General features: G+C 35.4%; 11 protein-coding genes. 4 read left to right on the top strand and 7 right to left on the bottom strand.

What is annotated here, in order from left to right:
- Positions 1-718: 718 nt before the first annotated feature.
- Together QMO11_RS04930 and QMO11_RS04925 are read right to left on the bottom strand one after the other, a co-directional pair.
- Positions 719-2,305 carry a sulfatase family protein gene (locus QMO11_RS04930; protein WP_282036284.1) on the bottom strand — a complete coding sequence of 529 codons (1,587 nt, stop codon included), beginning with the start codon at positions 2,303-2,305 and terminating at the stop codon, positions 719-721.
- 171 nt (positions 2,306-2,476) lie between these two features.
- Positions 2,477-3,985 carry a sulfatase gene (locus QMO11_RS04925; protein ID WP_282036283.1) on the bottom strand — a complete coding sequence of 503 codons (1,509 nt, stop codon included), beginning with the start codon at positions 3,983-3,985 and terminating at the stop codon, positions 2,477-2,479.
- 235 nt (positions 3,986-4,220) lie between these two features.
- On the opposite strand from QMO11_RS04925, the gene QMO11_RS04920 reads away from it, so the two are divergent.
- Positions 4,221-4,874 carry a hypothetical protein gene (locus tag QMO11_RS04920; RefSeq protein ID WP_282036282.1) on the top strand — a complete coding sequence of 218 codons (654 nt, stop codon included), beginning with the start codon at positions 4,221-4,223 and terminating at the stop codon, positions 4,872-4,874.
- Positions 4,875-4,878: 4 nt separating this feature from the next.
- Here QMO11_RS04920 and cysC read toward each other — a convergent pair whose 3' ends face one another.
- The 5 genes from cysC to QMO11_RS04895 form a co-directional block, all read right to left on the bottom strand.
- Entirely contained in the window at positions 4,879-5,472 is a 594-nt protein-coding gene (cysC, locus tag QMO11_RS04915) for an adenylyl-sulfate kinase (RefSeq protein ID WP_282036281.1), read from the bottom strand.
- Positions 5,473-5,493: 21 nt separating this feature from the next.
- Positions 5,494-6,606 carry a sulfotransferase family protein gene (locus QMO11_RS04910; RefSeq protein WP_282036280.1) on the bottom strand — a complete coding sequence of 371 codons (1,113 nt, stop codon included), beginning with the start codon at positions 6,604-6,606 and terminating at the stop codon, positions 5,494-5,496.
- 92 nt (positions 6,607-6,698) lie between these two features.
- A complete protein-coding gene (locus QMO11_RS04905; protein WP_282036279.1) occupies positions 6,699-7,673 on the bottom strand; it encodes a PCMD domain-containing protein in 975 nt (324 codons plus the stop codon).
- 22 nt (positions 7,674-7,695) lie between these two features.
- Positions 7,696-9,327 (bottom strand): PCMD domain-containing protein, encoded by a 1,632-nt coding sequence (locus QMO11_RS04900; RefSeq protein WP_282036278.1) that lies wholly within the window; start codon positions 9,325-9,327, stop codon positions 7,696-7,698.
- Between the two features lie 35 nt (positions 9,328-9,362).
- The gene (locus tag QMO11_RS04895) at positions 9,363-10,127 is read right to left on the bottom strand and encodes a hypothetical protein (RefSeq protein WP_282036277.1); all 765 of its coding nucleotides are present in this window, start codon (positions 10,125-10,127) and stop codon (positions 9,363-9,365) included.
- 154 nt (positions 10,128-10,281) lie between these two features.
- Here QMO11_RS04895 and QMO11_RS04890 point away from each other — a divergent pair, with 154 nt between their 5' ends.
- The 3 genes from QMO11_RS04890 (at position 10,282) to QMO11_RS04880 (ending at position 12,669) form a co-directional block, all read left to right on the top strand.
- The gene (locus QMO11_RS04890; protein WP_282036276.1) at positions 10,282-11,238 is read left to right on the top strand and encodes an AEC family transporter; all 957 of its coding nucleotides are present in this window, start codon (positions 10,282-10,284) and stop codon (positions 11,236-11,238) included.
- 67 nt (positions 11,239-11,305) lie between these two features.
- The gene (locus QMO11_RS04885) at positions 11,306-12,055 is read left to right on the top strand and encodes a hypothetical protein (RefSeq protein WP_282036275.1); all 750 of its coding nucleotides are present in this window, start codon (positions 11,306-11,308) and stop codon (positions 12,053-12,055) included.
- A gap of 11 nt (positions 12,056-12,066) precedes the next feature.
- The gene (locus tag QMO11_RS04880) at positions 12,067-12,669 is read left to right on the top strand and encodes a DUF4136 domain-containing protein (protein ID WP_075603891.1); all 603 of its coding nucleotides are present in this window, start codon (positions 12,067-12,069) and stop codon (positions 12,667-12,669) included.
- Positions 12,670-12,727: the final 58 nt, after the last annotated feature.

Raw genomic sequence — 12,727 nt, 5'->3', positions numbered from 1 at the left:
CAAAGATAACTGATTTAATTTCTTAATTCCAAATAAATTTGAAAAGAATTTTAAATCTTTTTTGACACCTAAAAACCGCTTATATAAAGGGTTTTTAATCCATTTTTCATTCCTCAAAATGTCCGTTGTAATCGTGCCTTGCGTTCAAAGCGGGTGCAAAAGTGAGGACTTTAATTTACAATTCCTAATGCTACATTAAAGTTTATTTGAAGTTTTAATAACATCATTATCCAAACTGAACCTGATGAGACACTTAGGCACGTAAAGTTTTTTCTCCTTTTTTAACCCACATAGAAAACACAGCTTAAATACCATAGAGAATGGTAAACTATACGCTATACTAAATAAGAATTACCTTGTGTCTTACTCGGTATAGTTTCATATTTAATTCATATTAAACACAGATCAAACTCACGTTGACGTGAGTTTGATCTGTGTTTGATATGGCTTTCATTTGTGTTTTTACCAAAGCTGACTCCTTGTAGTATACTTTATGGATTTTACAGAACGTATACGAAGAGATGCGTTAATGATTGGAGCGGCATCCTTTGTGAGCCCATTATGGCGAAGCAAAGATATAGCGGAAAGCATGACTCCGCTTACTATTACCTCGTGAGATATACATTAGAACTTAGCGGGGGAACGCCCAAAAACAAAAATGGCACCTCTACTTAATTGAGAGGCGCCATATATAATAGATAATATTAAAGGGATTCTGTTAGTGCTTCTTTTTCTTCTTCTTTTTAGGGATTGTGATATAAGGGCGCTCTATGTCACTATTAGGATCACGAAATACATATGGCTCCCATTTCTCTCTGGCTATTTCCCATTCTTGAAGCGTACGGGTTGGATACCATGCCGGCCATCCTACAACATTAAAGTCGTAATTAGATTTGTTTTTGGAAACCCACTCGTCGACCGTTGGTGTTGGACACTTTTGAGGAAACACTGTATTTGCTAAAAACTCATCGGTAATTTCTTTATCCTTAATTACATTGGTACGCCAATTTTTGAGCTCATTTAACAATTCTGCTTTAATGGCTGCATAAGCAGGATCAGAGGCCACATTATTTATTTCATGCGGATCTTTATTTAAATCGAATAATTCAATTGTTGGTTTTTTAGCAGCAAAGAACTGGGCCTGTGCCGGAGTTAGCTCACCTTTTTGATACATGATATTCATTTCGGCCAACATTGGATAAGCACCTTCTTTGTAGTTGTTGTATTGTAAGTAAGGGTGCTCGGGCATCAGATTTAAAATTAATTTATAATCTTTTGAACGGATGGCACGCATGGCATCGTGGGTTTCGTCCATTTTATCGCGAGCTGCAAATATGTACTTCCTATTTTTTACTTCCTCACCTAATAGATTTTTACCATGCAGAGGAACTGGAGCCTCAATACCTGAAGCATCGAGGATGGTTTGGCAAATATCAATAGCCATTACCATATCTGAGCTGACTTGACCTCCTTTTACTTTGTTAGGCCATCGCATAATCATTGGGATGCTAATACCGCCATCGTATAGGAATTGTTTACCGCGGATATGACATCGGCCGTGATCTCCTATGAAGAATACGATTGTATTATCGGCTAAGCCGTCTTCTTCAAGCTTTTGAAGCAACTCCCCTACCTGGCGATCGACAATTTGCATTTGTTCTAGTCCATTGGCCCAGTCGCGACGGTTGAAATCGGTATCTGCATAATATGGAGGAAGCTCAACATCTTTAATATCGATTGGTCGTTGCGGATCGCGATTCCATGAACGGTGGGTGCCACCAAATGTTACTCTAGCGAAGAATGGCTTATCTTTAGGACAGTTTCTCCATCCTAGTTTACCATCTTTAGTCCAGTCGGTGCAATCCATAAACAATTCTTCCTTTTTGTTGGGCACAAAATTACAATCAGTTTTCCAACTCATTAAGGAGGTATAGTATCCTGCCTCCTCAAATATCTTTGGAATTGGTTTTATTCCGTATGGTAAAGGTTTTTTATCGTGAGTACGATGTTGATTACCGCCCACATAGTTTTGATGAAAACCTGTCATCATAGCTGTACGCGATGCTGAACATACTGCCCCGGTGGTAAAAGCATTTTCGAAACGCATTCCTTGACTGGCTAATTCATCGACAAATGGAGTTTGTATACCTGGCGTACCATAACATGATAAATCGGGACACCAATCTTCAATGGTTATCCAAAGGATATTTGGCTTTGGCTGTTCTTTTTTTTGTTGAGTACACGAAACTCCAATAAATAATACTGATAAGAACGGTATTATATGAGCTAAGAAATGTTTTTTCATTATTTATATATTTAAATAAGTTGTTTGCTAATCCTTAGAAGAGCATATCAATAATTCAAAAATGAATATTATAAATAATTACATATTACCTATATATAGGTAATATGTATCTGTAGATTCTAAAACTAAAAAAGCACCATTTACTAAAAATGATGCTTTAGGTAATATAATTTAAAAAGGTATTGCAGCATTTGGCGGAAGCCGAACTTGATTACTTTTTCGCCATTTGGTTAATTCCTTTCTCAATTGTTCGGCTTGTTCTGGTTTGGCTGATACCAGATTATTAGATTCTGTAGGATCATTTAATAAATCATACATTTCCATTTCTCCTGTGGCTAACCATTGGATTAGTTTTATATGATCTTTCTGGATTACGGAACATGCACCATGTTTATACTGACTTGCAATGTGCCAGAATAATGGTCGGTTGTTTAATTTTGAATCATCGCCATTAAATAAAGGTGTGATAGATTTCCCATCCAAAGTCCCTTTGTAGTTGATTCCGGCTAAATCCATAAACGTTGGGAAGTAATCCATAACCATTACAGGTGTGGAAGAGCGACCAACATCAACCTTACCTGGCCAGTTAACCAAGGTTGGGACTCTGATTCCGCCTTCGTAAATATATCCTTTGGTACCGCGAAGCAGGTTATTTACTTTACCGTTTTGACCATTATCTGATGTAAATATGATAATCGTATTTTCGCGAAGGTTATTTTTATCAAGGTACTCAACCAAACGACCCACATTATCATCTAAAGATTCTATCATGGTTCCGTATCGTGCAATCTGCTCGCGCTTTTTACCCTTCTCCATTCCTTGGCCTGTAATAGGATCTCCGGCTTTTGCCATATATTTATCAAACAACTCCTGACTACGCGAGCGTAAAGGATTATGAACGGTATAATAATGAAGGTCGATGAAGAAAGGCTCATCTTTATACTCTTCAATAAAGTCGATGGCTTCATCTGTTAAACGATCGGTTAACCATTCATCCGTTGGCTTTTGTCCTAAAAAAGGATTGCTAAAAGGTGCAAAATATCCACCTGTTTCACTTTTATAACCTCCTGGCTCAAGAGCTGGATCGCCGCGATAAGTACCACCAACATTTTTAACGTAGCCTCTGCCCTCAGGATAATATGGCTTCACTGCATCTGACTTGTGCATATCAACCCAACTATAATCACCCGGATCAGGTTGTGTTAACTTTTCTTTGATAGGCCAATCCATATTTTGTTCTACTATTGGATCAGGCCCAACTAAGTGCCATTTACCAATGTGTACCATTTTATAACCTTCTTCGGCTAGTGGTTCTGAGTAACCAGTATCTTCACTTGTAACTGTCCATCTTGAAAAAATATTTTCTTCATCAGTTCCTTTTTCAAGTACAGGCACTGTGTAAACACCAGTTCTGTAAGAATTTTTACCTGTAAATAAAGCCACACGAGATGGAGAACAAGTTGGGTACATATAGGAATAATCTAGTACCAAGCCTTCGCTGGCCAACTTATCAATATTTGGTGTCTCGTAAAATGTAGATCCATTAAAGCCTACATCGCCATATCCAAGATCATCCACAAGGATGTATACAATATTGGGCTTTGTACCTTTATAAGTTTTTTTCGCAAAAGAGGCACCCCCTATTAGGCAAAAGACTATTGCTAGAATTATTGATTTCATTATATAATAAGTTTAAATTTTGGCATAATTAGAATATTCTGTCTTTTCAGATTTATCGCTTACTTGTTATTTTTCAAATTTGTGCTTTTTATCAATGAATGATGTTTTAGGGGGTACCAATGTTGTACTTAGAGATTCATTTAAGTATTTATGATTTAAGGAATACATCAGTATTAACATATAAATGTGAAGAATTCATCTTACTTTTATAAAAGTTTCTAACTACTATGGCCATATGAGACAATTACTGCTATACCTATTTATATTTAATATGGGCTATATAAATGCCCAAGAACAAATACGTATTATACAACCAATAACTATAACTGAGGCTGATTCAGTAAAACGGAACTTCAAGGTGTGTGAGCCCGTTTCTGAACCTTATAAAAAAGCTATTTATACAACGCTACTTTATTTTCCTGAGTTAGAAGAATCTAAACTAAAGTTTAAAGAAAAAAGACTAAAAACTACAATGAATGCTCAACCCAATGTGTGGAGCTTGATTTTTAAGAATAGAAGAAAACGAACTTACGTGGTAAGAATTAATAATGGTGAAAGAGATAGCACCATACACACTGCTAATATTTCTTTTAATGCGCAGGTTGGAGTTTTTGGTCATGAGTTCTGCCACTTTGTAGATTATAGTGAAAGAAGTTTCTTTGGCGTACTTGGTCGTTTATTTGCTTACACTTCGAAAAAAAAGAAAGCTGCCTTTGAGAAAGAAATGGATACCAATACCATTGAACGCGGCCTTGGTTGGCAATTATACGATTGGTCGGACTATGCCTTGAACCAATCCAATGCCAACTATAAATACAAAAGGCTTAAGGAAGAAATCTACCTTAAGCCTGAGGATATTAAAATTATTCTTGAAAAGAATTCTAATTAGCTATTTACACTTTTAATCGTGGTAATACGTAATCAATAACTTGTTGACACGATTCTGCTTGTGTATTTAAATGGTTTTGGATAACAATATCTGCGGCATCCGGGGCTTCAAAAGCAGAATCGATTCCTGTAAAGTTCTTTATTTTACCAGCTCTTGCCTTTTCGTATAATCCTTTTGGATCGCGAGTTTCACAGACTTCTAGAGGTGTATCAATAAATACTTCAACAAAATTATCGTCTCCAATGATGGCTTTGGCTTTTTCTCTATCTGCTTTAAATGGAGAGATGAATGCCGTAATAACAACCATACCCGCATCATTTAAAAGTGCGGCTACTTCGCCAATTCGTCTGATATTCTCTTCTCTACCTGCATCGGTAAAATCCAGATCAGAATTTAAACCCGAGCGTACATTATCACCATCAAGCACGTAAGTTCTGATGCCTTGCTTCCAAAGATTTTGCTCTACATCACTAGCTAAGGTTGATTTTCCAGAACCACTTAATCCGGTTAACCAAATTACTTTAGATCCGTGATTATTCATTTTATGCCTATCGGCACGTGCAATTTTATGTTGATGAAATACTATATTTTTATCCATGACAAATGAATTAGATTTAAATTATTGAATTAGGTCATAATCCCATTGATCAAGCGCATAGCGCCAATTGTTATTTACTTTACTGATGGTATCAGGATTATATTTATAAGCCTTTTTCTTATGTCCTTTTTTCTTACCTATATACTTTTCAATACTTGAAGCCGCTTTATCAAAGCCCTCAATATTCAGTTCTTCATATATCTGCTTGGTAATATCCAATGGTGCTTGTTCAAAATCTTCGAATCGCATCTCATAAAGATTTCCCTTTGGAATAAGCTTTTTATCTGTTTCGTAAGCATCGTACATTTTTGTGTATACCTGTAATATATTACGCTCAAGCTCGTCATCTGAAAATTCCTGAAGCTTTAAGGGTTTAATTACATTACTAAAGAAATCTCGTGTTGACTCAAAAACCGTATACGGATTGCGAACTAAGTAAATAAACTTTGCATTCGGAAATATTTCAAGTAAATCTTTAACTCGTGCTGTATGCGGAGGATTCTTAGACAAGAAACGTTTTCCACCTGTATTATATAAAGATGTTTTTATCAAACGCGTAAACTCTTCTTTAAAAATGACTTTTTCGCTTTCGCTGATGTCGTTAAATAAAAGATACTTCTCACAATACTCCATGGTTTGTTTTGGGAAAAACCAAAAATTATAGAAGCTTACTGGCATCACATTACTAAAGGTGAATTCCTCTTCTTGAGGCTGATCAGGCATCAGCTCGAGGTTATCAGTAGGTCTTTTATCGGGCATAATATTACCCATTATGTACTTAAAGAACTTTTGCCCCCAAAGCATTTGGTTAGAAAATATGGTTTGGTAGGTTGTATTATATCCAAAGTTCTGATCCTGCGATAACACATTGTGCACAAAAGTAGTTCCGCTACGCCAATGTCCTAAAATAAATACGGGATCTTGCTTTAACTCAATATTCTTTACTTTTTTATTGTAAACAGCATTCTCTAAGGGAGCAGTAAGGCTCATTAAGGCAGAGATGCCTTTACTTAAATTATATTTGAGGTTATAGCCCTTATCAACCGTTTTGTTTTTACAAACCGTTTTAAAGTTGCTATACCTACTGCCAAATAAAGGAGTAACAGGCAGTTTATTAAAATCGAGTTTAAACATATTATTTGTATTAAATAGGATTATGTTATTATGCCTAGTGCATAGCAAAAGCTATACCACTTTTTAATATCATCGATTTGTGATTTTAAGTTCTACTCTTCTTCAGCATATTCTAATTTAATATTGTCAATCCATAACTTACTATCGGGCGAACCAATAAAGGAACCGCCATCGTAGCTAGCTGAAAATAGAATAATAATATGTGTAACCTCGTCATCTGCATTGGCCCAAGCTGTTTCGGTATATTTCTTTTTCTCTCCTTTGCTATTGAGTGCATAATATGGGTCTTTGCTCGATATTAGTCCCATATAAGATTTGTAGTTTGCCTGCTTAGTTATATCGCCATAAGCAATAGGCATTGAAAAATTATTAACCCAACCATTCGAGCTGTCCTTAAATTTTTTCCAAGCTGTTCCAACTCGCTTTACGATAAGATTTCCCTCACTATCTTCAGTTCTATTTTGGAGCAGAACATATGCCTCAGCTTCATCAGCTCCTTTAACTTTCTCAACCTTAAAACCACCAGTAGCTTTTAAACGATCCTTACCTACATTAACCTTATAATCGAAATTTAAGGCCTTTGGTTTTTCTGTAAACGGAATTCCCATAAGCGTATTCTGCCTCGGGTTTTTAGTTTCGGTAATGGGATCTACCATATCGCCTAAAAACATACTACCTGATGCTATTGCTTTTACATTAACGACTCCTAGTACAACCACCTTTTTTAGGTTGGTTTCCATACGAACACAATAACCATCGCCACGTTTCTCTTGAAAAACGGATTGATTGGCTGCCGCAACTCCTACTTCGGCACGTACATTTGATGTTGACCAAGGCGTATAATCGTCAATTGTATTTTCTAATTTCTGATACTTGGCATCATTGGGACCAGGTTCAAAGTAATGTACATCGGCCCCACCAATTAAAAAAGACTCAGAAACAATGCGAGACCACCAACTATCCATGTTGCTGTATTTTATTTGTCCATCGTTTACAAAGTCGCGCTTTACTTGGCCGTTTGCTATGCTAACAAGAGCGAGAGTGATTATAAAAAAGATACTGCGCATTTAGAGTTGTATTTGTAGTTGATTAATATTCTAATTCAAAATAATCAATTTCAAGAATTGAACCGACACCTCCGGTGAATGATTCGCCCTCGATACTTGCTGTGGCTACTATGGCAATATGTGTTGGTGTATATTCAGCATACTGGATATCATATTCTATAGGAAGTCGAAATTCATCCCATTCTATTTTATTCTCAAGCACAACTTGGGCTTCTCCTAAAATTATAGCATCGGTAGGTAAATGCAGGGATTGTGGTTTAGAACCTTGAAAAGTACTATGATCAATCCCATTCTCATAATCTATATCACCATCTATATACATAAGTTTAACCCAAATATTGCCCCTATCTAATTCGTCAGGTACATTTTGTGCGCTATTGTCTTTATAGGTTAACTTTGTTGGAGCATATGATGCTTTGAGGTTAAGTGCTATAGGACGAGAGTGCAACTGCTCACCAAAGCGAACATATTCAACAAAGGCACCTTTAGGTATAAATCTTCCTGAAAACAATGTACCGGCAGCAATTTTTGGCAACCCAAAAACTCCAGGAACACTAACTGTTTCTAGTCGTGCAAATTTATCCTCTCGTTCTCCTCCTTCAATAGGTGAGGTTGTTATTGTTGTAACACCAACAGTATATATATTAGGAGTACTCCAAAAAACATCATCTTCAGTAGCAGCAGGATAAGGAATACTTCTGCTGTCATAATACCATTCACCAAGATTAGTATTTGGCATTTGTAAAGCTAAATGACCACGTATAATCCACTTCTTTGTTAAACAAGATGGAGATTCAATCAGAAGGGTTTGATCATTACTCAAATCAACGGCATTACCAACTTGCCAATCTCCTGAATAAACAGCCTCATCTGAATAAGTAAAATCAGAAATAATTAAATTAGTTAAATCAGTTCCTTCTGGGAAATTAACATCAATATATGCATAATTATTATCCGTTCCTGTAAAACCAGTTACCGTATGGGTAGCTGAAAGCATATCTTCAAATACTAAACTTTCTATCTCCGCATCATCTTTTCCTTCTTCGCAGTTACGCTCCTCAACACTTAGTGTCCACTCCTCTGTAACATCATCGTAAGATGAAACAAAAGCAATTGGTGACGTAAAATTATGTATCCCATCAATACTTGGAGTAATATCGGTTCTACCATCCGGACCGAGCTTAAGATTTAAAATAGTAATCGCATCTAAACCATATCCTATAGGCACAAAAGCCTTCATTGTTTTTGCAAGCTCGTTAATTTCTGTAGATCCTACTTGTCCTTCTACAGCAAAATCATAGGCTATGTTTTGACTAATGGAAACTGTCCAATCATAATCCTGATAAGTTTTCACAGTAAATAAAACAGAATCTCTATAATTCTTTACCTCTTTTGGGTCGGGTGAAACTGTTGTATTTTCAGTGAGGGAATAACTAAGCACCTCAACATCTGTTAAGTTTACTTCTTCTCCAACCAATATATCAATTCGCTGAATATCGTTATCAATGATAGTTTCTCCTATTTGCCCTTCGACCGAGAAGCTAGTAAATCCACCAAAAACTTTTCGGTAAGGAATGTCATTCTCTATACAAGAATAGCTTAGTAAGAGAAGCAAAACAAAAGCTGTAAACTGCTTTATATATATATTATTCATAGTTATCAATTATTAAAAATGTGTAAGATCCTTTCTTAAAAGTAAAATGAAGTTGCAAAACCAACACTTAGTATATTGATTTTAAAGTCAGCTTTTGCTTTGGTATAACTTCCATAATCAACCTGATCGGTTACTTGTTGCACATTTTTCACACTCAACCCTACCAAATTGATGAATAACTCCACTGCAAAGTTATCATTAATAAAGGCCGTAAGGCCAGGTGTAACTCCAACATTAAACTCATGTATAGTTTTATAAGTACCAGAGATATCTTCACCGGAACCACTAGTACCTTTACCCTGTCCGTAACCATAAGACAGTTCAGTATCTACATACAAACCAAAACGTTTATTCTGCTCTAGTCCCAGATAATTTCTTAAAAACACCGTGGTGTAAAACATGTGTGAAACATCGTAGCTATCCTTAATATCAATGGCAATGTCATCATCGATACCAATGGTTAAGCTTTGTAAATCTGTTTCAGACCGAGCATAAGAGAATTTAAGTCCTACTCCTGTATTATCTTTAAATGCATACATTACATATGGAGTAACCTTAAAGTTATAGCTCGAACCTTGCCAATCCTCAATAATTAGCAACTTATAATCATCATAATTATTTGTTGCAAAAGAAAATTGCCCCCCGGTCATCCAAGTTCCTTTGGATATAAAATCGTAATTGGTAATGTTTCGAGACGTTGTTTTAGAAATAGGCTCTTTCAGCTCTTCATTTTCCTGTGCTAAAAGGGCATGATTAGTGAAACATACAAGCAGAAATAGAACAAAATAAGTAGTTCGCATAAAATATTTATTAGTTAGCTGTGTTTAATTTAGTATTGATATACATCTCCTTAAGATAAGCCATCTATAGCTAATTTATATCAAGTTCATTCAGTAATCAATATTTATGCCATATTAATGGCAAAAGTGTACTTTTACAAAAAGCTAAAAGATCATGTTTACAACCTTATTTTTCAATGTTTTTACCGTTTTTTTAATGATGATACCGGGCTATATTCTTATAAAAAAGAATGTTATTCCGGAAAGCACGCTAAAAAATCTGAGCAACATAATCATCAAAGTATTTTATCCTGCTTTGATATTTAGTTCAATCACAAAGAGCTATAGTATACAAGAGATACTGAATTTATGGCAACTCCCTTTTGCTGTATTCTTATTTTGTTTAATCGGTTACATTATTGGGCTCGCCTATAATGGCTTTTTTAAGCATAAAGACCCAGTTAGAAGGCGAAGCATTCTATTACAACTCACCATAAACAATTACTCATTTCTTCCGCTAGCCATTATTGCAAAATTATATGATGAGCAACATATGGCTGCTTTAATATTATCAACACTTGGGGCTGAGTTAACAGTGTGGACCATTGGAATGGCAATTATAAACCCACAAAAAGGATTCAATATAAAAAACCTAAAGAACCTACTTTCTCCTCCCCTCTTGAGCATTTATTTTTCCCTCGGAATTCTAAGTCTATTTCATCTTTTTAAAACTAACACAGCTGCAATAGTTGAAAATAATGCTCTACTTCAATATACACAAAGTACCATTGCACAAATAGGTCAGGCTGCAATACCGGTTTCCTTATTAATGGTTGGAGGAAGAATGGGAACCATTAAATTTAAAGACCTTGCTCCTATTGAAATATGGGGCGTTACTTTATTTCGTTTAATTATTATTCCCATGGTAGGTGTATTATTTATAAAAGGTGTATTTCCGAGTCATCCTTATCAAAATGTAATGCTCATTGTTGCAGTTATGCCAAGTGCGGTTAGTAGTTTGGTATTGGGCGAGCTTTATGGTGGCGATCAGCATTTAATTAGCGGCACAATACTAACCTCGCACATTGTTTCGCTAATTACAATACCTTTGTGGTTGTTGTTTCTACTATAAATTAGCAACACTTGTAAAAATTACTTCGAGGTAATATTTAACTTAACATTTGAACAAAATTATACACATGAATTCAATAAAAATAATTTTAGCACTAACGCTATGCGCAATAGCACAATTAAATATTAATGCTGATAATAGAAGTTTAAAATTAGCTTTAGAGAAATCTATAAAAACCCAAACACCTGTATTTTTAATAGTTACAGACAAATCAACAAACAACAAATCCTTAAAACAGGCCTATGCTGTAATTGAGGAGGCAAAAAGTGAAATTGGCAACTTAAATGTATTTGAATTGGATAAGAGCTCGCCTAAAAATGCAGACTTTGTACAAAAATGGCAACTTAACGATGAATCACTACCCCTAATAATAGCACTATCTCCCAAAGGAAATTATTCAGGACGAATTCCTGCTCATGCTGCAAGTACTGATAAATTGGTTAAATTAATACCTTCACCAAAATTAGACGAGATTTATACTATTTCAACAAACCATAAGGCCATTTTAATTGTTATGGGTAGCAGAACTGATGATGTAAAATCAGAAGTTCTGGAAAATTGCCAAAAAGCAATTACAAAAATGAAAGGAAAAGCTGACGTTGTTAATATTGACTTTGAAGATACTGCTGAACACGATTTATTACTCTCTATGAAAGTAAATCCTCTTAGAGAAAAAGTTATTACTATGGTAATCAATAAATATGGTGTAAAAACAAAGGTGTTTAAAGGAAAGATATCTGTTGATAAAATAATGACTGCTGCCTTAAATGAAATTGAAGAAAGTTGCAGCCATGGTAGCTGCGGACACCAACACTAAATTTTAAACTTATGACGGTTAAACAAACATTATTTATTGCATTAATAGCATCGCTATTAGCATCGTGTAGTGGTATTAAAGTAGTTACTAACTACGATAAAGAAACTAATTTTGATCAGTACTCTACTGCCCGCTATTTTGGTTGGAAAAACAATAGTGATGACTTGTTAACCGATATGGAGAAGAAGTATATTGAAACTGCCTTCCATGAAGAGTTCACCAAAAGAGATATTACTTTTATTGATGATACAAGCAGTGATTTAATTGTCTCTCTTTTTATTGTAACTGAAAAAAAATCGAACTACTCTCAAACAGCCACTTACCCACATGCCTACCGTGGATATTATAGATATGGTTATGGTGGCTATTATGGTTACGGCCCTGGTTATGGTTGGGGTGGTGCTTACCCTTACGGCGATATACAAGTTGTTGAATACACCGAAGGTACTTTAATTGTATCGGTTTATGATGCCAAGAAAAAAGAGATCATCTGGGAAAGTGTTGCTAGCGGCACCATAGAACCAAAGTCGAACAGACGAGAGGAACAGATTAAATACAGCGTTGGAAAAATCATGTACAAGTTCCCGAAAAAGATAGTGAAGAAGAAAAAATAGAGATATTCTCACAATATGATACTATAAAGGCTGCTAATGTTAATGATTAGCAGCCTTT

Source organism: Saccharicrinis aurantiacus (assembly GCF_947489045.1).
Taxonomy (GTDB): domain Bacteria; phylum Bacteroidota; class Bacteroidia; order Bacteroidales; family Marinilabiliaceae; genus Saccharicrinis; species Saccharicrinis aurantiacus.
Note: the sequence above shows the minus strand (reverse complement) of the source record. Positions and strands in the feature narration are given on the sequence as shown.

Coding starts and splice junctions, on each gene's coding strand:
- QMO11_RS04920 (WP_282036282.1), top strand. CDS start 4,221: ATGAGACAATTACTGCTATACCTATTTATATTTAATATGGGCTATATA.
- QMO11_RS04885 (WP_282036275.1), top strand. CDS start 11,306: ATGAATTCAATAAAAATAATTTTAGCACTAACGCTATGCGCAATAGCA.
- QMO11_RS04880 (WP_075603891.1), top strand. CDS start 12,067: ATGACGGTTAAACAAACATTATTTATTGCATTAATAGCATCGCTATTA.
- QMO11_RS04900 (WP_282036278.1), bottom strand. CDS start 9,327: ATGAATAATATATATATAAAGCAGTTTACAGCTTTTGTTTTGCTTCTC.
- QMO11_RS04890 (WP_282036276.1), top strand. CDS start 10,282: ATGTTTACAACCTTATTTTTCAATGTTTTTACCGTTTTTTTAATGATG.
- cysC (WP_282036281.1), bottom strand. CDS start 5,472: ATGGATAAAAATATAGTATTTCATCAACATAAAATTGCACGTGCCGAT.
- QMO11_RS04930 (WP_282036284.1), bottom strand. CDS start 2,305: ATGAAAAAACATTTCTTAGCTCATATAATACCGTTCTTATCAGTATTA.
- QMO11_RS04925 (WP_282036283.1), bottom strand. CDS start 3,985: ATGAAATCAATAATTCTAGCAATAGTCTTTTGCCTAATAGGGGGTGCC.
- QMO11_RS04910 (WP_282036280.1), bottom strand. CDS start 6,606: ATGTTTAAACTCGATTTTAATAAACTGCCTGTTACTCCTTTATTTGGC.
- QMO11_RS04895 (WP_282036277.1), bottom strand. CDS start 10,127: ATGCGAACTACTTATTTTGTTCTATTTCTGCTTGTATGTTTCACTAAT.
- QMO11_RS04905 (WP_282036279.1), bottom strand. CDS start 7,673: ATGCGCAGTATCTTTTTTATAATCACTCTCGCTCTTGTTAGCATAGCA.